This is a genomic window from Deltaproteobacteria bacterium, assembly GCA_011773515.1.
GTDB lineage: Bacteria > Desulfobacterota > Deferrimicrobia > J040 > J040 > WVXK01.
Map to the genome: position 1 here is coordinate 43,718 of WVXK01000062.1, position 23,454 is coordinate 67,171.

Genomic DNA, 23,454 nt, shown 5'->3' on the forward strand with positions numbered 1-23,454 from the left:
TCACTCTTTCCTCTTGTAATTCTTAAACAGCATCATATCCGTCATGTCGCAGAGTATATGCCCCACCACGATGTGCGCCTCCTGAATTCTCGGCGTGTATTCCGAGGGTATGACGAGGGGAAGATCAACGAGGTCGATCAGCTTTTTACCTTTTACCGACGTGAGACCCACCGTTACGATCTCCATCTTCTTTGCGGCCCTGACTCCCTTCAGTATGTTTTGAGAGGCGCCGCTGGTTGAAATTGCAATCGCAACGTCTCCCCTGTTTCCAAGAGCCTTTATCTGCTTGACGAAAATCTCGGAAAATCCATAGTCGTTTCCGATCGAGGTTATCACCGAGGTGTCGGTAGTCAGTGCAATCGCGGGAAGCGGGGGCCTCTCGATCATAAACCGGTTAACAAATTCCGCTGCTATGTGCTGCGAATCCGCCGCACTTCCGCCGTTGCCGAACAGAAGGAGCTTGTTGCCCCTCCGGAGGGCCTCGGTAATGATCTTGGCTGCGTCGATGATCGGCTCAACCAGTTCATCGGCCACCTTCAATATCAGATCTGCAGATTCTTTGAATTGTTTCAGGACCTGCTTTCTCATTTCCCCTCGTCCGGAAAGAATAAGATGAAAATATCCTCCCCACGCTACCCGGTCAAGGGAAAAAAATACCGGGACAGAGTCAAGGCAGGGGATAAGCGGTGGCCAGCAACGGGGGGAGCCAAGAAACGCAGGCCTCTTGCATTACCGCTTTCGGGAAATTGAATTGACTTTGGAAAAGTTGTGTTTGAAAATTGAAAAGTGAAGGCGGGAGGCAGCATGGTTGAGAACACTATCATTCGGGCCCTCAGGGAAACCACCGTCATAGCGGTCGTCGGGCTATCGGATAACGCCGATCGCCCGTCCCACCAGGTGGCAAGGTATCTCCGGGAAAATGGTTACCGGATCATCCCCGTCAACCCCACCATACCCGAAGTGCTGGGGCAAAAGTCGTACCCCGATCTTCAAAGCATCCCTGAAAAGGTGGATCTCGTTGACGTGTTCAGGAAATCGGATGATATCCCCCCCATCGCCGAGCAGGCCGCGTTGATTGGCCCGAAGTTTTTCTGGATGCAGCAGGGAATAGAAAACGAGCACGCCAGGGAGTTTCTTGAATCCAAAAACATCACGGTTATAATGAACAGGTGCATTAAAATTGAGCACGCACGGTACCGCAAGAAACTTTAGCAGGCAATGAGCATCGAACTGTAAAAATTCGACTGGAGGGTAGGATGGGTGGAAAAATTGTCAGTCTCGACGAAACCAGTTTCAACGACCTGATCAAGAAAGATGAGCCGGTGCTCGTTGATTTTTGGGCTCCCTGGTGCGGCCCGTGCAAAGTTATCGCTCCCCTGATCGAGCAGGTTGCCGAGGAGATGGAGGGCCAGGCATCCTTTGCCAAGGTAAACGTCGACGAGCACCCGGAAATTGCCACGAAGTTCGGCATAAGGGGGATACCCACGCTCATTGTTTTCCGTAACGGGGAAATCAAAGGGCAGCTCGTGGGAGCAAATCCGAAAGAAAATATCCTTCAATTGATCAAGAAGGCAATGTGAAGAATAATTTCACTGCCACGAAGAGAGTTTATCTACCCTTTCTCATACTCACCTTCCTGGCACTGGGTTGCGCGCCAGACCCCCTTACCCGCGGATCCTCCACACTGGCAAGCAGCCCGTCCCCCCTCGGTTACATTTACTCGGGAGAACCCCTCTTTCTGAGAGATTTCACGGGATCTCCGGTAATTCTCTATGTCAGGAGCTCCTGGTGCCCCCTCTGCAAGGATCTGGACAGGGTCCTTGGAAAAGCAGCGGCAAGCGGCAGCGGGGACGTTTCCGTAATAACACTCGAGCTCGTCGACAGGAAGGTTCTCGACGAATCGGGAACGAGCCGCATGCCTTATTCGCCCGAAGGGGAAGCCGCTTTCATCCCTGAACCTATCCAGGAAAAAGAGGATCCGCTCTATTATTACGGTGATGCTGCGAGTGTGACGAAGACACTCAAACTGAAAAGGATACCCGCCCTGATAGGCTTGAACAGGCAGGGCCAGGTTGCGGGCACACTGTACGGCTTTCAAACCGGTATGGATGAGAAGGTCAAAGAGCTCATCGGGCTAACCACGACGGAAGGAAAATTGGTCAAAGAATAAACCGCGTCCTGGACTGGTTTATGACGACACCCACGGCAAGCATGTTCGCTATCATCGACGACCCGCCGTAACTCACGAATGGAAGCGGAACGCCGACGACGGGAAACAGTCCCATTACCATGGCAAAGTTGATAAAAACCTGCACCAAGAAATAGATACCTATTCCGGATATCACGAAGGAGGAGTAGCGGTCCTGTACCTGCATGGAAAGGTAGAAGAGACGGAGAATGAAGAACAGAAAGAGGAGGATCATCACGAGGCAGATAATAAACCCCCATTCTTCTGCGAGAACGGAAAAGGCGAAGTCGGTGTGCTGCTCGGGAAGGAAGCGCAGCTGCCCCTGGGTCCCGTTCAGAAATCCCTTTCCCCAGAATCCACCCGAACCGATAGCGATTTTCGACTGTATTATGTGATATCCCGTTCCGAAAGGGTCTTTCTCCGGACTCATGAAGCTGACCACCCGCTCCTTCTGGTAACCTTTCATCATCATCCAGAGGAGCGGAACCGTTATCAGGCCGGAAACGCCGAGTTTCACCATGCTCTTTAGGCTCAAACGGGCAACGACAGAAACACCGATGAAGATCAAAAAGTAGAGGCCCGCCGTTCCGAGATCGGGTTGATAGGCTATCAGAACAAAGGGTACGAGGGTCATCAGGAAAGGGACAGCAAGATCCCTCAACTCCATGCCGCTGGTCGTAAAACGGTCGGAAAAGAATCTCGACACGGCAAGAACGAAGAAAATCTTCCCCACCTCCGAGGGCTGAATATTGAGGGGACCCAGGCTCAACCATCTTTTCGACCCACCAAAGACCTTTCCGAATACCAGTACAAATATGAGAGAAACAATGAAGAAGGCGTAGAGGACGTAGGATGACTCCTCGAAAACATTCTCCTTCATCGACGCAACGGCGATCATGACGAACAACCCTGCAACGAGCCAGATAGCCTGTTTGAGGTATATCTGGATGCCCGGATGGGAATAGTAATAGGTGGAGCTGTACGCGTTGACGATGCCGACGCAGGATATGAAAACCGCCAAAAATGGCAGGATGACCTCTCTTTTCCCCGATATGATCTTTCTCACCCCTCCCCCTTCAAAGAAAAATATTTCCTCACCATGGAGCGAAACATGGGGGCAGCGATCTCCCCGCCGCTCCCGCCATGCTCGACGACAACGGCCACGCAAATTTCCGGATCGTCGGCCGGCGCGAAGCCGACAAACCATGCGTGATCTTTTCTATAGTATGCCACTTCCTCTTTAGGGATATCTTTCTCCGGAAGGGAAACAACCTGGGCCGTCCCCGTCTTTCCCCCAATTCCCATCTCGAGCAGGTCGGCCCTTCTCCCCGTCCCTTTTCTATCTTCCACCACCGCCTGGAGGGCATCCTTGATCAGGGTCAATTTTTCCTGGTCCACCACCAATTCCCGGCGGACGGAACCCTCATGTATCCTCTCCTCTCCCCCGTGGGTTATTCCTTTCCTGACCAGCATCGGTGTCACGAGCTTCCCGCCGTTTACGAGCGCCGAATAGGCAACAGCCAGTTCCTGGGGGGTGATTGCAAAGTATCCCTGGCCGATGGAAGCCACCACCGTATCCCCGTGAAACCACCTCTCTCCAAATCGCTCCCGTTTGAGGGCCCGGGAGGGAACTATCCCTTTTTTCTCGGCGGGCAAATCAATCCCTGTCCCCTCATTGAGCCCGAAAAGCATCGACCATCTGCTGATATTGTTGATCCCCGAAGTCAACCCCAGATTGTAAAAGTAAATATCACAGGACTCGACAATAGCCTTCCACATGTTGACATCGCCGTGCCCCCCCCTTTTCCAGCATCGAAATTTCGATTTTGCAACTTTAAACTCTCCCGGACAGAAAAACTCAGTCTCGGTGCTTACAAAACCCTCCTGGAGGGAAAAGAGGGCAATGATCGGCTTTATGGTGGACCCCGGAGCATAGAGCCCCTGTATCACTCTGTTCTGAAGCGGTTTTTTCCTGTCATTGAGCAGGGAGTTCCACTCTTTTACCCGGATTCCCCGTGCGAAAAGGTTGGGATCGTAAGAGGGGGATGAATAGAGAACATAAACCTCCCCGGTTTTGGGATTCATGCCGAATATAGCCCCTGCACCCCCTTCAAGAAGCCTGGCTGCCTCCCGCTGCAGCCCGATGTCCAGATTGAGATAGAGAATGCCCCCCTGATCGGGATTTTTAAAATCCAGCTCTTTTTTCTCTCTCCCGAGCGCATCCACCTCCAGACGGCGAACACCATCCCTGCCGTGGAGCACCCCTTCCATCATCCGCTCGACCCCCGTCTTCCCCACATAATCTCCGAATATCACGCCGAAATCTTTAAAGTTCTTCAAGTCGTCAACGCTCGACTCCCCAACATATCCGAGGGCATGGGCAACGAGGAAACCTAAAGGATAGTTTCTCCGTGCCTCGTAAGATATGGAAAAGCCCGGCACCTGCTCCAGGTTGGTCTCGATTGCCGATACCTGTTCGTAGGTGAGGTCCGTGGCGATGTTGATGCTCCCGAATGGGTTATCTTTTTTGGCCTGCCGAATCTTCTCCGCCACCTCTATAAAATCCATGTCCACAATCTCCAGGAGAAACCGGAGTTCCCCCTCCAGGTCAACCACATCATAGGGGGTGCACACGAGCTGGAACGCCGGTTTCGAATCGGCCAGGATCTCCCCGTTCCTGTCGAGAATAAGGCCCCGCGGCGCCCTGACTGGCCTCAACCTGACCCGGTTCTCCTCGGAGAGACTGTAAAAGTGTCTGTATTTGATCACCTGAAGGTAGTAGAGGCGAAGGGTGAGGAGAAAAAAAATCACCATGGCGGCAACGTAGAGAACGCGCAGCCTTCTGTTTACCTCGGGGTCTCTTTCAAATTGCCGAATGCGCTGTATCATATCTCATACGCCCTGGGCCCCGTTCGCCTCATGAGAGCATAGAAGATCGGCACGGCGAGCAGGGAATTTATCGAGATCCGTATCATTTCGGTCAGGGGATAGAGCAGGTGCGGAACGAAGTCGTAGGTGGCATAATTTATCACCAGGACTGAGATCGACTCCAGAGTCAGGAGAGCAAAGACGGCCATCAGGAGAAACAGCTCATTTTCAACATAAAGCTTTCGGTAAAAGTAGCGCGCGAAGAAAAAGAAGGAAAGAGTCGCAAAAAAGAAGCTCCCCATGTTCCCGCCTGACATGATGTCGCGGAACGTTGCAAGGATTATCACCGGCAGGATCGAGACTTCGCTGTTGTCAAAAAAGGCAAAGTAGGCCGTTATCAGGAGCGGAAAGTCGACAATCAGATATTTCGGAAAAATTCGGTTGCAGGCAAGAATGTTCAGGAGGAGGCCAAAAAATGCTATGCCCAGGGGAACGATAAAAGGATAGATTTTTTTTTTCATCTTACCGCACCCCCGCCGGAGGGGCTGCTCGTTCCCTTGACGATGTACACCGTCTCGAGTTTCCGCAGGTCCACGTAGGGAACAACGTCCACCCTTCTGAAAATACTCCCCTTTTCCTCCCTCGTTCTGGAAACGATTCCCGTCTGGACTCCCGTGGGGAAGTAGCCTCCAAAGCCCGTGGTGATGAGCACGTCCCCTTCCTTCAGGTCATCGGTGGTCCTTACGTATTTGAGCTGGCACCCCGTCCCCGTTCCTTTCAATATACACCGGAGCCTCGTTCTCTGGATTCTCACATCTATGGCAAACCGGTGGTCTTTGATCGAAATGACCAGGGAAGCGGTGGGAAACACCCGATATACCCTGCCCGCAACCCCTTCAGGGAGGATTGCCGCCATGCCCGGTTCAATCCCGTCCCTCTTCCCCAGGTCGATAAAGAAACCGCTCGACCAGGGGGTGAGGTCATACGAGATGACCCTGGCGACGACGCCCTCACCCTGGACCTCCCTCTTTTGTCTGAGCATAACCCGCAGCCGCTCGTTCTCGCTCTTTAACTCCTCCACCAAGTCCGCCCGTTCCTGCCACTTTCCCAGTTCCTCCTTCAGCTCCTTGTTTTCCCTGGCCACATTGACGAGAAAGAAATAGTCCTCCATGAAACGGCCGAGGCCGCTCACTGACCTGGTAAACGTGTCGGCCGCAAAAAACGTGACGGTGGATACCGCCCACATTATCTGGCGATAGGGAGTAAAGGGTGTCTTTGCCCTCACAGAGAACTGGAGGGCGATAATGATGAGAAGAATTGAAACGAAAACCCTCAGGTTCTTCTTTACAAATTTCCTCATTCCATGCTTCCGGTGAGCTAATCGTAATAGGTGATCCTCTTGAGGAGTTCTATCTCGTCGAGCACCTTGCCAGATCCTAAAACGACTGCCGATAATGGGTCATCAGCAACCATCACCGGAAGACCGGTTTCCTCTCTGAGGAGAATATCGAGATTCTTCAGGAGTGCGCCTCCACCGGCGAGCACGATTCCTCGGTCGAAGATATCGGCCGCAAGCTCGGGCGGGGTTTCCTCGAAAACAGATTTAACGGCATCTACGATGACCCGCACAGGTTCGGAAAGGGATTCTCTTATTTCCTCTGAATTGATTTCGAGAGATTTCGGTACCCCCGTTACGAGATCAAGCCCCTTCACCTCCATGGTCTCAACCTCACCCGATGGATAGGCATTGCCGATGGTAACTTTGATCAACTCAGCGGTAGGTTCGCCGATCATCAGATTGTACTTTCGTTTGATGTACTGGAGAATCGCCTCATCCATCTTGTCTCCCGCCACCCTCACAGACTGACTTCTCACGATTCCCCCGAGAGAAATAACGGCCACCTCGCAGGTCCCTCCCCCGATGTCTACTATCATGTTGCCTGAAGGCTCCGTGATGGGAAGGCCCGACCCTATTGCGGCGGCAAGGGGTTCCTCTATCATATACACTTCCCTCGCCCCTGCGGACTCGGCGGACTCCTTCACCGCCCTCTTTTCCACCTCCGTACAGCCAAAGGGGACACATATGATGCTTCTCGGCCGAACGAGGGCACGCCTGTTGTGAGCGGTCCTTATGAAGTACCTGAGCATGGCCTCGGTAACTTCAAAATCGGCGATGACCCCGTCCTTCATGGGCCTTATGGCGATGATATTGCCGGGAGTCCTTCCGAGCATCCGTTTGGCCTCGGTCCCTACGGAAAGGACCTTCTTCGCCCCCCGGTTGTCCCTGTAGACGGCCACAACGGACGGCTCGGAACATACTATGCCCCTTCCCTTCATGAAAACCAGGGTATTTGCCGTGCCGAGGTCTATGGCGAGATCGTTGGAAAAAAAACCGAACAATCTGTTAAGAAACATGCAATTCCTCCATACCTGCACGCAGAGATTATCGTATATTTTATAGGTAATAGTAACAGTGAGATAACATAAATTCAACAAGTTAGGTAAGCCTTCGATGCTTTTCCTTCTTTTCTCCTTCCACCGGGGCCCTTCAGCGACAGACCGGGCAGCAACCGGCCCGCTTGGGGCTCGGCCCTCAACTTGTAATTTGGCCAATATTGTTTTATATTTATATTCTTTTTGAAAGACGCAGCAACAACATTCATTGGAGGACTTCATGCTTCGCACCTTCAGAAAGCACACCCAGAGCTGGATGATCAAAGGGGTTCTGTGGCTCGTGGTTGCAGCATTCATCGGCACCATCTTCCTGGTTTGGGGAAGGGGAGGGGACGTTTCGAAAGCCGATATGGCCGCAACCGTCAATGACAGGATCATATCGCTGAAACAGTATTACGACGAATATCAGAATCTCGAGCAGGTATACCGCGAAGTTTACGGGAACCTCCTGGACACGCAAAGCCCCGACACGGACACCCTGAAACGGGAGGCACTTGAAAACCTGATAAACAGGGAGTTGTTTCGAGAAGCCGCGGAAGAACTCAACATCGTGGTTACGCCCCCGGAGGTGCAGGCCGCAATTTCCCAGACCCCCGCATTTCTTCTGAACGGCCAGTTCGACCGGGAGAGATACCTCAGCATTCTCCGGACCAACGGCATCACGCCAAAAGATTTTGAAGCGCAGATGAGCCTCGATCTCAAACTGAAGAAGCTTCAGGGCTTCATATCAGGCACGGTGAAGATATCGGAAAAGGAGATACAGGACAGGTACTCCTCCATCAAAAGGGAGATACGGCTCAACTACATCCCTTTAGATCCGGCTGCAATGACCGTAGAGCCCCCTTCGTCTGAGGAGGTCGCCGCCTACTATGCCGACAACAAGGAATCATTCCGGGTCCCGGCCAGGGTCACCGTCGAATACGCCGTTTTCAGGCCGGATGACTTCATCAGCAACATCGCCGTGACGGATGCCGAGATAAAAACATACCACGAGGCAAATCCGGACCGGTATCTCGCCCCGGAGAGGAGACGTTTTCATGAAATATCGCTTCCCTATACCAACAGCAGGGAGAGGAAAGAAAATCTCGAAAGCGCAGGAGAAATCAGGGAAGAAATAGTATCCGGAAATATTGCCTTCATCGATGGCGTTGAAAAGCACTCGAAAGGAAAGGGTGAAAAATCCAGCTGGTACGAGAAAAAAGACCTTCCCCGGGGCGCGGGAGACACTCTTTTCTCGCTGGCAGTGGACACCGTCACGGAGCCGATAGACACGGGTTCGGCAGTGAAAATATTCAAGGTGGCGGAGATCAGAAGATCGGACCCCTATCCGATCGAAGAGGTAAGAGAGAAGGTCATCGGCGATTTGAAAAGGGATAAAAGCCATGACATTGCGATCATCCGGGCTTACGAGGCAAAAGGAAGGATCGCAAAGGGTGAGACGTTCAAGGAAGTGATGGCAGACTACGGGATAGCGGTGAAAGAGAGCGGGCTTTTATCCCACGGTGAGGCGGAGCCAATGCTCAAAAATGTCATTTCCTCCTCATACCTTCTCAACCCGGGTGAAACAGGGGAGGTGCAAAAATCAGGAAACAACCATATTGTCTTCAGGGTGGTGGAAAAGAAAGCCTCAACGATAAAACCGCTCGAGGAGACGAAGAAAGAGGTGAGAGAAATCATCGCAAAAAGGAAGAAGTATCAAAAAGCCCTCAACGTTGCAAAAGAGATCATTGCGGCGGCGAAAAAAGAAGGGGAGCTGAAAAAAGCCGCCGCTAAATATACCTTCACCCTGAAGAAGACTCCCTTCTTCTCACCCCTCTCCTTACCGGGAATCCCGGGAATAGGTATCTTAGGAGATTCATTTGAGAGCGTGCTCTCCCTGGGAAAAACCGACCGGATTGCCGCAAATCCGGTGGAGTCAGGCTCGAACATATATGTGTTCGAGTTCGCGGGGGAAAAGGAAATCTCCTCGGAAAATTACGATGAGGAAATGAGGCAGATCGCAGACATCATGCTCGAGCAGAAAAAGAGTGCCGCACTCAGGGCATTTTTGAGTGAGCAGAGGGAAAAATCAACTATCGAGATAAGCGCCGAATTGAACATAACGCCGTCTGACGCACAATAAGGAATGAAGCCGCCGCAATCTATCGCAAGACACGTCACATTACCATGCATTTTCCTTGCCCTCACCCTCGCCATCTTCACGCGGGCACACCCGGCAACCGCGACTGAATCCCTCTCTGCAAGAGTCCTTGCGGTCAGGGACGGTGATACGATTGTCGTTTCGGCTTCGGGGGAGAAAAAGGTGGTTCGGCTCATCGGCATCGACTGCCCGGAGCTGGGAAAAAATGGCGAGCCCGATGAGTTCATGGCGATGGAAGCCAAGGAGCTGGTGGCGGATTTGGTCTCGGAAAAGGATGTCGACCTTGCGTTCGACATGGAGAGGGAAGACCGGTATGGAAGATGGTTGTGTTACGTCTTCACCAAAAATGGGGAGATGGTGAACGAATTGCTCCTGAAAAAGGGGCTCGCCCTGACGCTCACCTACTTTCCCTTCAGGGAGAAAAAAAAGTTCCTAAGACTTCAGGGGGAAGCAGAAATGGGGCGGAAAGGCCTTTTCAGAGATCTTTCGCCACACGTGGTCGATTACTCCTCTGCTCACTTTGAAGGCACCGAGGTCTACCCCGGCCCCGCGAGAACCTACATCGTCGTGTATGGGGGAATGGCAAAGGCCTTGCTGAAGGAATCGGAACTGGCCGGCGAAATCCAGAGAATCAGGAGGTACGCCAAACAGTACCCGCCATCCCTCGTAAAGACGGCGCTTGAGACCGATGGATACACCCCCTTCCGGGAAAAGGCGACGCAAGAGAGGGGTGACGCCAATCCCACGATCGGTTACCGTGAGGCCGGGGACCACGTGGGGAGGTACGTCACCCTCGAAGGAGAGATCAAGAGAGTAAAAAACACCGGCAAGGTTACCTTTCTCAACTTCGACCAGGACTGGAAAAACAGCGTATCCATCGTTATTTTTGCCGGGGATGCCCTCAAGTTCCCCCTTCCGCCGGAAAAACTCTTCCCGGGAAAAACCGTTCAGGTAACCGGTAAAATAAAGGTATACAAGGGCAGGCCCGAGATAATCATCCGGGACCCACGCAACATCCGTATCATCGAGAAAGAGTAAAGTCAGGCCAATTTGCCCGTCTAACTAAATATTTATCTCCACCCAGTCATCGCTCAGGCGAACATCGATGGGAAGTACTCCGGCATGATCACCGTCGACCTGAAAGGGAACAGCACCGCTTGATGCAAGGGAAAAGCCCTCCCCCCGCGCCTTGACAACATCCCTGTCGCCGAAGGGGATACCGACAAGTGTCTTCACCGAATATCCGAGATAGGGAAGAGTCCCGCCCCGCCGGTAGAGATAGGCAACGAGTTCATCCAGGTCGAAACTCGCCTCCCTCACCAGCCGCAGCTTGCCGGCATAAAAAGATGATCTCGATATTACGACCCAGCTGAAATCGCCCACATCATCTCCCTCCCGGCTAACACTGATGGGCGGAATGCGCGCTCGAGCAATCCGCATCAAACCCGTTCTCACGTACTCAGCTTTGCCCAGGAATGACTTGAGCTTCCCCGAAACTGCCTTTACGATGTCTGCATCGATGCCCGCGCCCACCATGAGGAGAAATTTTCTCCCGCCGGCGATTCCCGGACGCACCTTTTTCGGCTTTCCCCAGAGAGCCGTCTTTCCGGCTTCATAGATGTCCCCGGAAATGCCCAGTTCGAAACGGATGACATTGCTCGTACCCCCGGGAATGTACCCTATTTTCGGTCCGGGACAGGAAATCCCGTTTACCGCCTCGTTCATCGTTCCGTCTCCCCCGGCAACGATGAACAGCTCGGCAGAACCGTCCTTCGATACGCGATCTGCCAGGGACCTTATATCGCCTTCTTTTTCGGATATATAAAACTCCCTGAGGTCGCTTTCCTCTCTGAAAAAGCGAAAGAGAGCATCGGTTTTCTCCCGGTTCATCCGCCTGGCAGCGGGGTTTACGGCAACAACCACCGATGGTTTTCTCATGACCCTTCTCTCCCCTTGAAAAAATTGAAAAAAAACAGGAAAAGAACTGCCAGCAGGATTCCGCCTATCACGTCAACGGCATAATGGAACATACAGTAAATCGTGGCAACGGAGAGAAAAACAAATATCGACCAGTAACATACCCTCCACTTACCCATAAACCTGTTCCCCCACCAGGCGATGAGCAAGGAAACCGCCACGTGCGAGCTGGGGAATGCAGCACCAGGGTTTTCACCCTTTTTGTAAATAAAATCGACCAGAGAGCGGAACAGGCCCCCATCGTGGTAGTGCTCGATGCGCAGGCCGATGGGTCCCTCGACGGGCAAGAATATATATATCAGATAACACAGGTAGAAGAGCAAAGAGATCTGAAACACGTACTTTTCGAAAAGCTTTCCATCTTTGCGGTACAATACAAATCCTGTCACAGGAATTATCAGATAGTAGCTGAAGTAGAAAAAGTGGAAGAATTCATCAAGGAGAGCATTTCCTCCATCCCCGTAAAGGATGAAGCCGGGAAAGGAGCCGAATATTTTTACATCGAGTCCCATGAAATACGCGTCGAGAAAATCCGGGAAAATTACCCTGTTGATCAATCCCGTCTGATAGTAGAGAAATGTGTAAAGCCCGATCGGATACCACAGTCGCACCAGGCGAAGTATCGTATTGTTTCCCCGCTCGAGCGAAAGGAGGAGCACAAAAAAAATTACCGATACGTTGAAAGCAAGATGCCAGCTGTAGCCCCCGATCCTGTTGCTGAAGGCAGCGATGAATACGACAACGAGAAGGTTATAGAGAACCGTGATTCTGTCGGTCCATGACAGCTTCACAGCCAGCCCGTGTCCCTGTACCAGCGGTAGGTCGACGCAAAGCCCTCCGAAACCTCGATGGTCGGAAGAAAGCCGAGGAGATCGCTGATCTTTTCGGTGCTGCATACCCACCCCTCCTGGAGGGCTTCCATGACTTTCTGGCTGTTGATGACCTGGGCATCACCGGTCAGCAGGGTGAGGATATCTCCGGCGCGTCCCAGGGCCCTGCCCAAGAGAGGCGGTATGTGAATCAACCTTCCGCTCCCGGCCACCCCGGCCAGAATTTCAAGCAACTCTCCCACCGTGTAGACTCTCCCGTCGGAAAGGTAGAATGTTTCCCCGTCGCTCTCGTCACTGAAGCCGGCGAGCGCTATCCCTGCCGTTACATCTTCCACGTGGATAATGGACAAATCCATCGTTCCTTCCCCCAGCACCGGCATGAGGCCCCTTTCCGCCATCTTGAAGTAGACATACACATCCCGATCGTAGGGTCCATAGACGACGGGGGGCCTTATGATCGTCCACGGAACATCCCCGCTCCTGTTTTTCAAAAGATCCTCACCAAGAAGCTTGCTCTCCCCGTAGTGGGTTATCGGGGCAACATTACCTTTTTCCTCTGCAGGATTTTTTGAGCTGTGGGGGCCCGCCACGGCGAGGGAGCTCACATACAGGACCTTTTTGACCCTCTTGCCCCACAGTACAACGGCATCAATGAGGTTTCCCGTTCCCTCGCCATTTACCCGCATGTACTCATCTCTGTTTTTGGCCTTGGTCAATCCGGCCAGATGGAATACGAGGTCCACATTTTCCACGTGGGGGGCAAGACTCGCTTTCACAGAAATATCCCCCTTCACGGGCTGGAGACCGGGATGGTTACTCATCCACAATGCCCTGCCCATGTCTCTCACCAGGCACAACACGTGATGCCCCATACCGGCCAGCCTGAGGGCAAGGTTTCTCCCGATGAACCCTGTAGCGCCGGTCAGAAGGATCTTCATAGCCCTCTTTCGTACACCCTGTAGATTTTGTAAGGGTCCTTCACGATTCTCGAGATGATCTTGTTCATGATCACATTGTCCTCCAGGATCCATGAGAGCTCGCCTTTGTAATACCCATTCTCCGGCCCGACACGGAAGATTTCCTCGAGAAGGGCAGATTCGATGCCGCTCCTCCTGTATTCATCCACCACCCCCATGACGAGAACCCGCAACCGATCCAGTTTTTTTCTCGCTCCCAGAAGTTTCAGGAAACCAAAAGGGAAAAGCCGCCCGTTCAACTCTTTGAGCACCGGGTTATAATCGGGAATGGCGATGAAAAATCCCACGGGACGATCCGCAATATATGCGAAAAACACAATTTCCGGGTCGACTATCTGTTTCAAGTTCTGGCCGAGGTACCTAACCTCATCATCGCTCATAGGGGTAAAACCCCAGTTATCCTCCCAGGCAGAATTGTATATCCGGGAGACAATCTTGAGATCTTCCTGGAAGTTTTTCATGTCGAGCTTTCTCAGGGTGACTTTCGTCCTCCTCTTCATCCTCTCACTCACCCGCACAATCGCTTCCGGAGTCGTTCCGTCATACTCGGTAAAGTAGGCGTAAAGATCCTTGGCTTTTTGGAAACCGCACTCCTCCAGAAGCCTTCCGTAATAGCGGAAATTGTAGGGCATCATGATAGAGGGTGGGCTTTCAAAACCCTTCACGAGGATTCCCACCTCATCGTTTGTGCTGAAACTGACCGGGCCGATGACACCCTCCATCCCTTTTTCCCGGAGGCTGTCTGAGGCTCTGTCCAGAAGAGCGCGGGCAACATCGGGGTTGTCGACACAGTCGAAAAAGCCAAAAAACCCCTTCTTTTCAGTGTGGTAGTCCACATAGTTCCAGTCTATGTGCGCGGTGACACGCCCGATAACTTCCCCCTTCCCCGACAGGGCAAGGTAATATTCCACGCTGGCATGTCTGAAGAAAGGGTTCTTCCGCGGGTTGAAAAAGTTCATTCTTTCGTAGGTGAGATGGGGAACGTAAAATTGAGAGCTGGAATAGAGCAGGAGGGGAAACTTTATGAACCTCAGGAGGTCTCTTCGGGAAAAGGGATTAACCGCGACAATTCTCAACTGCGGCCCCCTATATTACCCCGAGTTCCCGCCCGACCTTCTCAAGCTTTGACAGAGCAGCATCTATGTGCTCCACGTTGTGGGTTGCCATCAAGCTCACCCGTATCAGGCAATCACCTTCAGGAACAGCGGGGGCAACGACGGGGTTCACAAAAACACCCTCCTCCTGCAGCTTGATGCAGGCAGAAAAAGTCCGCACCGTATCCCCGATCCTGACGGGGATAATGGGGGTCTCGGATTTGCCCGTATCGAATCCGAGCTGCTCGAGGCCCTGTTTCATTCTCCCCGTATTTTCCCAGAGTTTTTCGATCCGTTCCGGTTCCCGCAACATTATCTTCAGCGCCGCTCTCACCGCAGCGACATTGGCGGGGGGAATGCTGGCGCTGAACATGAGGGCCCTCGAAACATGCATGAGATATTCGACCGTGTCTTCGTCCGAAGCAATAAATCCCCCAAGGGAGGCCAGGGACTTGCTGAAGGTACCCATGATAATCTGCACATCGTCGGCCAGGCCGAAATGGTCCGAAGTTCCTGTACCGTTCTTGCCCAGAACGCCGATGCCGTGCGCATCGTCCACCATCAGGGCAGACCCGTATTTCTTGCACAACGGGACTATCTGGGGAAGATTTGCTATATCCCCTTCCATGCTGAACACGCCGTCGACAACCATGAGCTTCCCCTTTTCACGGGGAAGGTACTCGAGGGATCTCTCGAGATCCTCCATGTCATTGTGATTGAATTTGACGATCTTGCCGAAACTGAGCCGCGCACCGTCGATTATGCTGGCGTGGTTTAGCTTGTCCGTGATGACGTATTCACCCTTCCCGGCAAGAGCCGATATCGTCCCTAAGTTCGTTTGAAATCCTGTGGAGAAAACAAGCGCCTTCTCCTTTCCAACGAGCTGGGCGAGCTCCTCTTCCAGTTTCCGGTGAATATCGAGGGTACCGTTTAAAAATCTGGAACCCGCGCACCCGGTTCCATATTTTCCTATCGCATCGACTGCAGCCTTTTTAACCTCGGGATGGGTGGTGAGGCCAAGATAGCTGTTCGACCCGAGCATGACAACATCTTTTCCCCCTATCCTGACCACAGGGTCCTGCGCGGAAGAGATTTCCCTGAAGAAGGGGTATATACCCATGGCTTTGACTATTTTTGACTCTTCAAAGGAAGTCGCCTTGTCCAGTATGGCTGCTCCATCAGGCATAGCGTATCCTCTTTGTCTCTTTTATCATTCCGGGTATAAAAAAATATAATATTAAATATCCTTTATTTGCAAGGAAATATCGGTACAATAAAATCTGCCGGGGAGACGGCAGAGAAAAAAAATGTTCCATTTCGACAAACAGCGAACCTTTTTGGCCCCTCTCGCGGGATTCTCCGACAGCCCTTTCAGGCGGATATGCAGAAAGCTCGGGGCTGACGCAGTGTTCACGGAGATGGTAAATGCTATCGGCCTCACATCACCACTATTTTCGAAAACAAAGCGTCGATACGTATACTTTTTGCCCCCGGAAAAGCCGATCGGTATCCAGTTGTTCGGTAACGATCCGGGTATCATGGCCGATGCAGCATCTATCGGGGAGGAACTCGGTTTCGATTTCGTCGACATCAACATGGGATGTCCGATGAAAAAAATATTAAAAACCGGATCCGGGGCCCTGCTCATGAGGGACATAAGGCGTGCCTCCATGATTGTAAAGAGGGTTAAAAACAACATTCGCATACCCCTCTCCGTCAAGATAAGGACCGGCTGGGACGAACAGGACAACTCGTACGTGGATTTTGCAAGTTCCCTTGCCGATAGCGGTGCAGACGCGATTGCCGTGCATCCCCGCACCGTGTCCCAGGGTATGGAAGGGAAAGCGGATCACGGAAAAACCGCTGCCATTTGCAAGATGTCGACGGCACCCCACGTTATCGCAAGCGGGGGAATCGAAACGGCAAGAGACGCCGTTCTCGTCAGGGAAATGTCGGGATGTGATGCCATCATGGTAGGAAGAGGGGCATTGAGAAACCCTCTCATCTTTTCCGAAATCCGGCAATTCATGAATGGTACTTCGGAAAGTGAATTTCCGGGCCTGGCGGATGTAATCCTCGACCATTTTGATCAGGTTTACGCCTTTTACGGAGAAAAAGCGCCGACCTTTTTCAGGAAACAGATTACCTGGTACACGAGGGACCTCCCCGGGTCTGCAGGCTTCAGAAGAAGAATCAGCAAAGTGAACGACTCCGAGGAAATGAAAAGTGAAATCGAGAGCTACTTTAAAAAGCATCGTTGAGAGCATACCGGAAGCCTTGGGGGTACCAATACTCGTAGCCGATGACCGGGGAACCATTGTCTACGCAAACAGCTCGGCCGAAGAAACCCTTCAGGACTCATACAAAAATATCTCTAAAAAAAGCGCACAGGAACTGTTCGGAGAAATAGACAATTTCTCAAAATGCTTCAGAGAGTCTTTCGGCGGCAAACGGATTATAATATTCGACATCGCCATAAAGAGCAGGTCAGGGGATAAAATTCCCATCGATTATATGGAGCTCGCCCAGCTCATGGCACCCGGGGGCAGAGAACGCTTCTCCCTGATCTCTTTCAGGAAAAAAGAGGAAAGTATTGCGGAAAAGTTCATCGGCGATGAAAAGGTGGAAAGCAGCAACTACGAGATCATATGGAGGGGGATCAGCCACGAGGTAAAAAATCCCCTCGGGGGGATAAAGGGAGCCGCACAGATGCTCCTTAAGAACCTGGAAAAAACTTCCCCCTTCAGGAATCATGCCCACGTCATCCTCAGGGAAACAGACAGGATTGCAAGGTTTCTCGATGGCCTCCTGTCTCCTTGGCAGATCGAAAGCAAGCACGATGCCGATCTGCTCGAACTGTTGACGGAGGCTATCGAGCTCGTCAAATCCCACATATCGGAAACAAAAAAACATATCAAAATCAACATAATAGCTGACACCTCGCTTCCCAGGATTCATTGCGACACCGATGCTCTGTTCAGGGCATTCACGAATCTTTTAAAAAACTCTGTTGAAGCAATCGATGTACAGGGTACGATAAGAGTCACGCTGAAACTACACGAAGACCTGGTCTACGAAGCAAAAGGAGAGAGCAAAAGCTATCTTATTGAGGTAGAATTTTTCGATACGGGAAAAGAGATCAAAGAAGAGGATGTCCCCTTTCTCTTCCTCCCTTTCTACACGAACAAGCCGGGAGGAGCGGGCATGGGGCTCTTTTTCGTTAAAAACACCGTGACTTCCCAGGGGGGCTCTATACGGGTAAAGCTCTCCGAAGAAGGGAAAGCTTTCAAAGTTTACCTTCCTTTGAAAAAGGAGGAGGCGTGAATTGGACGACAACAGGATATTGATCGCCGACGATGACAGCTCCATCAGGTGGGTCGTATCGGAAACTGCCAGGAAAAAGGGTTTCGAGGTGGACGAGGCGGAAAACGGGAAAGAAGCCCTCGAGAAGATTCTCACCACCGACTACCTGCTCATATTTATCGATATACGCATGCCGGAAATCGACGGCCTGACGGTAATGGAAACGGCGGTCAAAAGCCTCAACGCCCCCCGGTTCATCGTCATGACCGCCGTCAAGAGCCCGGAACCGGCAGCGAAAGCAGCATCACTTGGAGCGATGGAGTATCTCACGAAGCCTTTCGACCTCGATGAGATCGAAAAGATCCTGGACCAGGCTTTTAATCAATCGAGGGCCGGAGATAAAGCGAAGAAAGGCGCAGAATATGGCGAAGACTATCTCTACCAGGAAAAAATAGTTGGAACCTCGAGGCCGATCATTGACCTTTACAAGCAAATCGGCAAAATCTCCACAACGGACATTACGGTGCTCATCACGGGCGAGCGGGGAACGGGAAAAGAGCTCGTTGCGCGAACCATCCACGAACTCTCCCATGTGGACCAGAAAAAGTTCGTACCGGTAAACATGGCTGCGATCCCGAAGGAGATGGTGGAGGCGGAGATATTCGGATACGAAAAGGGCTCGTTCACCGGCTCGGTAACGAGCAAACCGGGAATGATCGAAGCGGCCTCTGGAGGCACTCTGTTCCTCGACGAAATCGGAGATACCCCGCCCCATCTCCAGGCCAAGCTCCTCAGATTCATCCAGGAAAAGGAGTTTTACCGTCTCGGAAGCACCACCCTCAAGCAGTTCAGCGGCAGAATAATCACCGCCACGAACAAAAATCTCGAAGAGCTCGTTCAAAAGGGGCAGTTCAGGAGCGACCTCTTCGACAGGCTCAACGTATACCAGATATATATCCCGCCGCTTCGCGAGCGAAAAGAGGATATCCCCCTGCTCGCCCGGTACATGGCGAAAAGATATTCCCTTCACCTGACTGGCAACGAGAAAGACCTGACGGAAGGTGCGATATCCGAACTGGGCAAACACGACTGGCCCGGAAACGTCCGCGAACTGGAAAATCTCATCATGAAGGCCTGCATAAACGCAAAAGGCGATACAATGACGGAAAAAGATATTCTCCAGTCCTTGCATCCCGACAGAGGGTTTACCCAGTTTGCCGAAAAGGTCGTGCAGGACCTTTCCCTGGAAAAACTCGTGGAATTGAAAACGAAGGGGTTCGTGGAAAAGATGGGGCGGGAGATCGAATCGGAGACAGGTCTGTATGAGATGTTCATGAACCAGGTGGAAAAACCCCTGATAAAGATCATCCTGAAAGCGACAAAGGGAAATAAGATAAAAGCATCAAAAGTACTGGGAATCAACAGGAACACCCTTCATAAAAAGATCGACAAGCTGAAGATCGGCAAGAAAAAAAGCGGGAATTAGGAAAAAAGACGTGACCCGAAAGACCGTCCTCCTTCTGTCAGGTCTCGACCCCACCGGGGGGGCCGGGCTCCTTGCGGATGTATCTGTCATGAAAGCGGAAAAGGTCCACCCGCTGGGAGTACCGACAGCGCTCACCGTGCAGACAGGGAAAAAAGTCACACAGATCGAAAGGGTATCGCGCGATTACTTCAGAAGGTCACTCGAGGCCCTTCTTGATACGTTCACGCCGCATGGAGTGAAAATCGGCATGGTATCCTCACCCGGGATCGCACGGGAAATTTTCCGTATCCTGCGGGACCTTCAGCTGCCGTTTGTCGTCTGGGATCCGGTTCTTCACTCTACCTTCGGCACGCCCCTTACGCCGGGCAATGCACTCAAGATTCTCGAAAAAATCCTGCCTCACTGCACGCTGGTAACCCCCAACCGGCGGGAACTCACACAGCTCTCATCCCTGTTGGGCCTCAAGGGGAGGACGAAAGAGTCCCTGGGAAGGCAGCTTTCCGAAAAATCGGCGACGGCGATTCTCGTCACGGGAGGTGAGGGAAGGCAACGGGGAATGGACTGTCTCTTCCATCAGGGGAGCATGGCGGTATTTCCCGGAAGGGCTATACAGAAAAAGGATTTCCACGGCACGGGCTGCGCCCTCTCATCAATGATACTCGCCCGTCTCGTCAAGGGTGATGATCTCCAGACTGCCATCGTGTACGCGAAGGAAAAACTCGAAGAGGGACTTCTTGGCGGATTCCGCTCTCTCGACGGGCGGTGGTTCATCGGCGGGTAAAGGTGCAACTCAGGGGATGGTCCTGCCCATCAGTATCCCCTTGCTAAATCTTCAAACCGGGTATACTCCTTCAAAAAGACCAGCTCGACCTTGCCGATGGGCCCGTTTCTATTCTTTCCTATGATGACCTCGGCCTTTCCCTTGTCTTCTTCCCGGATCTCTGTCCTTTTGTACAGCTCGTCGCGGTAGATGAAGAGTATCAGGTCAGCGTCCTGCTCTATGGCTCCCGATTCCCGCAAATCGGCAAGGCGCGGCCTTTTGTCATCCCGCGCCTCGAGGGCCCTGTTTAGCTGGGAAATGGCGATTACCGGAATGTTCAATTCCTTCGCGAGAAATTTCAGCGATCTGGAGATCTCCGATATCTCCTGTTCCCGGGTATTCGCCCCCCCTCTCCCCCTCATCAGCTGGAGATAATCTACCACGATAAGAGAGAGACCCTCTTTCAGTTCGTATTTGAGCCGTCTTGCTTTCGCACGCAACTCGAGGGAGGAGATACCGGGAGAGTCATCGATATAGATGGGGGCATCGGCGAGAATGCCCGCGGCCTTCGCGATCGCCGAGTACTCGTCACTCTTCAGGATTCCTGAGCGGAGCCGAAAAAGATCGACCCTGGCATGAGAGCAGAGCAATCTCATTGCCAGCTGCTCCTTGCTCATCTCCAGGGAAAAAATGGCTACCCCCTTTTTCCCCCTCACAGCTGCGTTATGGGCGATATTGAGGCTCAAAGCCGTCTTGCCCATACCGGGCCGGGCCGCGATAATTATCAGGTCCGATGGCTGGAACCCGAGGGTCGTTCCATCGAGGTCGGTAAAGCCGCTTGGCACGCCCCTGGTGAGCTTTCTATCCTCCGTCAGGCCTTCAATTTCCTTCAGGACCATGCTTACCATATCCCTCATCTGATGGTACGACGTGGTGGCCCTCTGTTCCGACACCCTGAAGATATCCGTCTCTGCCTTGTCGAGAAATTCCTCGGCGTCTTCAACCCCGCCGTAGCCAGACTCGACGATCCACTCGGCAGTTCTGATCATGGTTCTCAGCATCGCCTTCTCTTTCACTATCTTCGCGTATGTTGAGGCGTTGGCCGATGTCACGGTGCTGTTGACAATATCGGAAAGATAATAATCCCCGCCGACCTCCTGAAGAACGCCCCTCGAGGCGAGGCTGTTTTTGAGAGTCAGAATGTCGATCGGTTCGTTTTTTTCGAAAAGAGACAGAAGGGAGTCAAAGATCCTGGAGTGATTATTGCTGTAAAAGTCTGCCGGCCTCAGCATCTCGATGACAGACGGCAATACCTCTGAATTCAGAAGGATGCTGCCCAGCAGCGAACGCTCGGCTTCAAGGTTGTGAGGCGGGACTTTGATCTTTTGGTCTTTCAGGTCCTGCATGGATCCATACCGTTTACTCTCCGGGGATAACAGTTACCGTAATCTCTGCAAAATGGCCTGATGAAACTCTGATTTTCGTCCGAAACTCGCCCACAGACTTGATGGCCGAATCCAGGGCAATCTGTTTCCTGTCAATTTCGAACCCGAGCTTGCTCAGCCCCTCGGCGATGTCGGCCGAAGTGATAGAGCCAAAAAGCTTTCCCTCTTCGCCCACTTTTGCGCGCACCACCACTTCCTGTCCATCTATTTTTTCAACGAGGGTTTTCGCCTTCTCAGATTCCTTGCTCAGTTTCGCCTCGACCATCCTCTTCTGATGCTCGAGCATCTTCACGTTCTTGGTATTTGCAACAACAGCGAGATTCCTCGGAATGAGAAAGTTTCTCCCGTAACCGTCTGCCACATCGACGATATCACCGGCGCTCCCGAGGTTCGCCACATCCTTCGTGAGAATAATCTTCATCCCTTTCCCCCATTCTACCTGATCTGTGTCGTCGTAAAGGGAATTAAAGCCATGAGCCTGGCTTTCTTCAGCTCCCGCGTCAAAGCCCTCTGGTGTTTCGCACAGGTGCCGGAAATCCTCCGGGGGATGATCTTGCCTCTTTCCGTTATGAAATGCCTGAGCGTTGCAATATTCTTGTAATCGATAATCAACTCTTTATTTGCGCAGAACCTGCAAAATTTTTTCCTCTGGAACCGTCTTCTCTGAAATTTCCTCGGCCTGCTGCTCGCCATATCTTCTTCCCTCCATTGTTCGTATTCCCGTCTAAGCTAAAAGGGGATATCCTCGTCTGCCGCCTCGATATCCGTGTCCGGTCTCTTCTGCCCGACCTTGCTCCCTTCCCTGGCGGGTCCCAGGAACTGGACCTGCTGTGCTACTATCTCAATTTTGCTTCGCCTCTGTCCTTCTTCCGATTCCCACCTTCTCTGCCTGAGCCTTCCTTCCACGAGAACTGCCCTTCCCTTCGAAAGGTATTCGGCGCAACTCTCGCCCTGCTTCCCGAACACTACAACGTCGAAATAGGATACCTCCTCTTTCTGCTCATTCTCCTGACGGTACGAGCGATTGACGGCAACGGTAAAATTCGTCACCGACAGCCCTGATGGCAGAAACCGAATTTCCGGGTCTCTCACCAGGTTACCCCCTACAATCACCTTGTTAAATCTGACCATCGCCTCATCCCCTTCTTGTCTTATTCCTCGTCGTTACCATTTTCCTCACCCCTCTTTGCTTCCGGCTCATCAGCCGCCCGGGGCTTGACCTCCCTTTGTGCCTCTTCTTCTTCCACCTTTTTCACCTGTGCCTCTTCTTCCTCCGCCTTTTTTACCTGTGCATCCTCTTCCTCTGCCTTTTTCACCTGTGCCTCTTCTTCTTCCGCCTTTTTCACCTGTGCCTCTTCTTCCTCCGCCTTTTTCACCTGTGCCTCTTCTTCCTCCGCCTTTTTTACCTGGACTTCTTTTTCCTCTGTCTTCTTTACCCGGTCTTCTTTTTCCTCCCCTTTTTGGTCAGCGCCGGACGGAGCAGCGGCGCCCCTCCTCCACTGAGCCCTGAGAGTCTGGAGTTCGGTAATGTCCCTGTCGAGAAACTCATCGATAGAGGGGGGTATGGGGTATTTGCCCTTGATGTCTTTTTCGAACCTGGTCGTGAGATATCTCAGGATCCTCTCGTTCAAACCCATAACCCTCTCGAGTTCCTCAACGACCCCCCTCTCACCGTTGTACCGGAGAAAGAGATAATGACCGCTGCTTTTCTTGAGTATTCTGTAGGCAAGCCTTCGGACACCCCAGTCTTCCCTGTCGAAAACCTCGCCTGAAAAATCTCCAATGATTTTTTCCAGGCGCTCGACAAAGAGGCTTCTCTCTTCCTCCTCCATGTCTAGATCGAAAATGAGCCCCGTTTCGTACCTGTTCATGCAGCCACCTCCTTGTGGATTCGCAGCCACGGGCACACTCTACCCGCAGCAAGGAGAAGAT

General features: G+C 52.3%; 25 protein-coding genes. 9 read left to right on the plus strand and 16 right to left on the minus strand.

The features are described from left to right. Complete coding sequence (locus GTN70_06975) at positions 1-588, minus strand: SIS domain-containing protein (GenBank protein NIO16726.1); 588 nt, start codon at positions 586-588, stop codon at positions 1-3. 216 nt (positions 589-804) lie between these two features. On the opposite strand from GTN70_06975, the gene GTN70_06980 reads away from it, so the two are divergent. From GTN70_06980 to GTN70_06990, 3 genes are read left to right on the plus strand one after another with little or no spacing between them, the layout of a single operon-like run. Continuing rightward, a complete protein-coding gene (locus tag GTN70_06980) occupies positions 805-1,212 on the plus strand; it encodes a CoA-binding protein (protein NIO16727.1) in 408 nt (135 codons plus the stop codon). 44 nt (positions 1,213-1,256) lie between these two features. Then, positions 1,257-1,580, plus strand: a complete 324-nt coding sequence (gene trxA, locus GTN70_06985) for a thioredoxin (GenBank protein NIO16728.1) — start codon at positions 1,257-1,259, stop codon at positions 1,578-1,580. Then, on the plus strand, positions 1,577-2,170 hold the full coding sequence (locus tag GTN70_06990) for a hypothetical protein (protein ID NIO16729.1): 594 nt from the start codon (positions 1,577-1,579) through the stop codon (positions 2,168-2,170). The genes trxA and GTN70_06990 overlap by 4 nt, the downstream gene beginning before the upstream one ends. On the opposite strand, the gene rodA is transcribed toward GTN70_06990, so the two are convergent. From rodA to GTN70_07015, 5 genes are read right to left on the minus strand one after another with little or no spacing between them, the layout of a single operon-like run. After that, positions 2,160-3,254 carry a rod shape-determining protein RodA gene (gene rodA, locus GTN70_06995; protein ID NIO16730.1) on the minus strand — a complete coding sequence of 365 codons (1,095 nt, stop codon included), beginning with the start codon at positions 3,252-3,254 and terminating at the stop codon, positions 2,160-2,162. The genes GTN70_06990 and rodA overlap by 11 nt on opposite strands. Then, positions 3,251-5,077, minus strand: coding sequence for a penicillin-binding protein 2 (gene mrdA, locus GTN70_07000; GenBank protein ID NIO16731.1), 1,827 nt, complete (start codon positions 5,075-5,077; stop codon positions 3,251-3,253). Before mrdA ends, rodA begins: the two co-directional genes overlap by 4 nt. Beyond that, a complete protein-coding gene (locus GTN70_07005; GenBank protein ID NIO16732.1) occupies positions 5,074-5,577 on the minus strand; it encodes a hypothetical protein in 504 nt (167 codons plus the stop codon). Before GTN70_07005 ends, mrdA begins: the two co-directional genes overlap by 4 nt. Then, positions 5,574-6,416 (minus strand): rod shape-determining protein MreC, encoded by an 843-nt coding sequence (gene mreC / locus GTN70_07010; protein ID NIO16733.1) that lies wholly within the window; start codon positions 6,414-6,416, stop codon positions 5,574-5,576. The genes GTN70_07005 and mreC overlap by 4 nt, the downstream gene beginning before the upstream one ends. 17 nt (positions 6,417-6,433) lie before the next feature. Then, positions 6,434-7,471: an MreB/Mrl family cell shape determining protein gene (locus tag GTN70_07015; GenBank protein ID NIO16734.1), complete on the minus strand. Its 1,038-nt coding sequence runs from the start codon at positions 7,469-7,471 to the stop codon at positions 6,434-6,436. A gap of 259 nt (positions 7,472-7,730) precedes the next feature. Here GTN70_07015 and GTN70_07020 point away from each other — a divergent pair, with 259 nt between their 5' ends. Both GTN70_07020 and GTN70_07025 read left to right on the plus strand, forming a co-directional pair. Next, positions 7,731-9,632: a hypothetical protein gene (locus GTN70_07020; protein NIO16735.1), complete on the plus strand. Its 1,902-nt coding sequence runs from the start codon at positions 7,731-7,733 to the stop codon at positions 9,630-9,632. A 3-nt stretch (positions 9,633-9,635) separates the two neighbouring features. Beyond that, positions 9,636-10,688 carry a hypothetical protein gene (locus tag GTN70_07025; GenBank protein ID NIO16736.1) on the plus strand — a complete coding sequence of 351 codons (1,053 nt, stop codon included), beginning with the start codon at positions 9,636-9,638 and terminating at the stop codon, positions 10,686-10,688. Positions 10,689-10,712: 24 nt separating this feature from the next. Here the strand turns inward: GTN70_07025 and GTN70_07030 are convergent, their stop codons facing one another. From GTN70_07030 to GTN70_07050, 5 genes are read right to left on the minus strand one after another with little or no spacing between them, the layout of a single operon-like run. Continuing rightward, positions 10,713-11,588, minus strand: coding sequence for a hypothetical protein (locus GTN70_07030; GenBank protein NIO16737.1), 876 nt, complete (start codon positions 11,586-11,588; stop codon positions 10,713-10,715). Continuing rightward, entirely contained in the window at positions 11,585-12,418 is an 834-nt protein-coding gene (locus GTN70_07035) for a hypothetical protein (GenBank protein ID NIO16738.1), read from the minus strand. The genes GTN70_07030 and GTN70_07035 overlap by 4 nt, the downstream gene beginning before the upstream one ends. Beyond that, positions 12,415-13,395 carry an NAD-dependent epimerase/dehydratase family protein gene (locus tag GTN70_07040; GenBank protein ID NIO16739.1) on the minus strand — a complete coding sequence of 327 codons (981 nt, stop codon included), beginning with the start codon at positions 13,393-13,395 and terminating at the stop codon, positions 12,415-12,417. Before GTN70_07040 ends, GTN70_07035 begins: the two co-directional genes overlap by 4 nt. Further along, the gene (locus tag GTN70_07045) at positions 13,392-14,510 is read right to left on the minus strand and encodes a GNAT family N-acetyltransferase (GenBank protein ID NIO16740.1); all 1,119 of its coding nucleotides are present in this window, start codon (positions 14,508-14,510) and stop codon (positions 13,392-13,394) included. The genes GTN70_07040 and GTN70_07045 overlap by 4 nt, the downstream gene beginning before the upstream one ends. Positions 14,511-14,520: 10 nt before the next feature. Next, positions 14,521-15,714, minus strand: a complete 1,194-nt coding sequence (locus tag GTN70_07050) for an aminotransferase class I/II-fold pyridoxal phosphate-dependent enzyme (GenBank protein NIO16741.1) — start codon at positions 15,712-15,714, stop codon at positions 14,521-14,523. Between the two features lie 121 nt (positions 15,715-15,835). On the opposite strand from GTN70_07050, the gene GTN70_07055 reads away from it, so the two are divergent. From GTN70_07055 to GTN70_07070, 4 genes are read left to right on the plus strand one after another with little or no spacing between them, the layout of a single operon-like run. Beyond that, positions 15,836-16,789: a tRNA dihydrouridine synthase DusB gene (locus GTN70_07055; protein NIO16742.1), complete on the plus strand. Its 954-nt coding sequence runs from the start codon at positions 15,836-15,838 to the stop codon at positions 16,787-16,789. 16 nt (positions 16,790-16,805) lie between these two features. After that, complete coding sequence (locus tag GTN70_07060; GenBank protein ID NIO16743.1) at positions 16,806-17,852, plus strand: PAS domain-containing protein; 1,047 nt, start codon at positions 16,806-16,808, stop codon at positions 17,850-17,852. 1 nt (position 17,853) lies between these two features. Continuing rightward, positions 17,854-19,317 (plus strand): response regulator, encoded by a 1,464-nt coding sequence (locus GTN70_07065; GenBank protein NIO16744.1) that lies wholly within the window; start codon positions 17,854-17,856, stop codon positions 19,315-19,317. Positions 19,318-19,327: 10 nt separating this feature from the next. Then, positions 19,328-20,098: a hypothetical protein gene (locus GTN70_07070; GenBank protein NIO16745.1), complete on the plus strand. Its 771-nt coding sequence runs from the start codon at positions 19,328-19,330 to the stop codon at positions 20,096-20,098. Positions 20,099-20,127: 29 nt separating this feature from the next. Here GTN70_07070 and dnaB read toward each other — a convergent pair whose 3' ends face one another. Genes dnaB through rpsF form a run of 5 tightly spaced genes read right to left on the minus strand, consistent with a single transcriptional unit; the run spans position 20,128 to position 23,393 of the window. After that, positions 20,128-21,483: a replicative DNA helicase gene (gene dnaB, locus GTN70_07075; GenBank protein NIO16746.1), complete on the minus strand. Its 1,356-nt coding sequence runs from the start codon at positions 21,481-21,483 to the stop codon at positions 20,128-20,130. Between the two features lie 13 nt (positions 21,484-21,496). Next, positions 21,497-21,943, minus strand: coding sequence for a 50S ribosomal protein L9 (locus GTN70_07080; protein NIO16747.1), 447 nt, complete (start codon positions 21,941-21,943; stop codon positions 21,497-21,499). 14 nt (positions 21,944-21,957) lie between these two features. After that, positions 21,958-22,215 carry a 30S ribosomal protein S18 gene (rpsR, locus tag GTN70_07085; protein ID NIO16748.1) on the minus strand — a complete coding sequence of 86 codons (258 nt, stop codon included), beginning with the start codon at positions 22,213-22,215 and terminating at the stop codon, positions 21,958-21,960. Between the two features lie 36 nt (positions 22,216-22,251). Further along, positions 22,252-22,653 carry a single-stranded DNA-binding protein gene (ssb, locus tag GTN70_07090; GenBank protein NIO16749.1) on the minus strand — a complete coding sequence of 134 codons (402 nt, stop codon included), beginning with the start codon at positions 22,651-22,653 and terminating at the stop codon, positions 22,252-22,254. A 20-nt stretch (positions 22,654-22,673) separates the two neighbouring features. Beyond that, positions 22,674-23,393 carry a 30S ribosomal protein S6 gene (gene rpsF, locus GTN70_07095; protein ID NIO16750.1) on the minus strand — a complete coding sequence of 240 codons (720 nt, stop codon included), beginning with the start codon at positions 23,391-23,393 and terminating at the stop codon, positions 22,674-22,676. Positions 23,394-23,454: the final 61 nt, after the last annotated feature.

What these genes read in the sequence shown, in the direction of transcription:
- GTN70_07015 (NIO16734.1), bottom strand. Translation starts at nt 7,471, where the DNA reads ATGTTTCTTAACAGATTGTTCGGTTTTTTTTCCAACGATCTCGCCATA.
- GTN70_07050 (NIO16741.1), bottom strand. Translation starts at nt 15,714, where the DNA reads ATGCCTGATGGAGCAGCCATACTGGACAAGGCGACTTCCTTTGAAGAG.
- mrdA (NIO16731.1), bottom strand. Translation starts at nt 5,077, where the DNA reads ATGATACAGCGCATTCGGCAATTTGAAAGAGACCCCGAGGTAAACAGA.
- rpsF (NIO16750.1), bottom strand. Translation starts at nt 23,393, where the DNA reads ATGAACAGGTACGAAACGGGGCTCATTTTCGATCTAGACATGGAGGAG.
- GTN70_06980 (NIO16727.1), top strand. Translation starts at nt 805, where the DNA reads ATGGTTGAGAACACTATCATTCGGGCCCTCAGGGAAACCACCGTCATA.
- ssb (NIO16749.1), bottom strand. Translation starts at nt 22,653, where the DNA reads ATGGTCAGATTTAACAAGGTGATTGTAGGGGGTAACCTGGTGAGAGAC.
- GTN70_07040 (NIO16739.1), bottom strand. Translation starts at nt 13,395, where the DNA reads ATGAAGATCCTTCTGACCGGCGCTACAGGGTTCATCGGGAGAAACCTT.
- GTN70_07055 (NIO16742.1), top strand. Translation starts at nt 15,836, where the DNA reads ATGTTCCATTTCGACAAACAGCGAACCTTTTTGGCCCCTCTCGCGGGA.
- trxA (NIO16728.1), top strand. Translation starts at nt 1,257, where the DNA reads ATGGGTGGAAAAATTGTCAGTCTCGACGAAACCAGTTTCAACGACCTG.
- rpsR (NIO16748.1), bottom strand. Translation starts at nt 22,215, where the DNA reads ATGGCGAGCAGCAGGCCGAGGAAATTTCAGAGAAGACGGTTCCAGAGG.
- GTN70_07080 (NIO16747.1), bottom strand. Translation starts at nt 21,943, where the DNA reads ATGAAGATTATTCTCACGAAGGATGTGGCGAACCTCGGGAGCGCCGGT.
- GTN70_07020 (NIO16735.1), top strand. Translation starts at nt 7,731, where the DNA reads ATGCTTCGCACCTTCAGAAAGCACACCCAGAGCTGGATGATCAAAGGG.
- mreC (NIO16733.1), bottom strand. Translation starts at nt 6,416, where the DNA reads ATGAGGAAATTTGTAAAGAAGAACCTGAGGGTTTTCGTTTCAATTCTT.
- GTN70_07030 (NIO16737.1), bottom strand. Translation starts at nt 11,588, where the DNA reads ATGAGAAAACCATCGGTGGTTGTTGCCGTAAACCCCGCTGCCAGGCGG.
- dnaB (NIO16746.1), bottom strand. Translation starts at nt 21,483, where the DNA reads ATGCAGGACCTGAAAGACCAAAAGATCAAAGTCCCGCCTCACAACCTT.
- GTN70_07005 (NIO16732.1), bottom strand. Translation starts at nt 5,577, where the DNA reads ATGAAAAAAAAAATCTATCCTTTTATCGTTCCCCTGGGCATAGCATTT.
- GTN70_06975 (NIO16726.1), bottom strand. Translation starts at nt 588, where the DNA reads ATGAGAAAGCAGGTCCTGAAACAATTCAAAGAATCTGCAGATCTGATA.
- GTN70_07025 (NIO16736.1), top strand. Translation starts at nt 9,636, where the DNA reads ATGAAGCCGCCGCAATCTATCGCAAGACACGTCACATTACCATGCATT.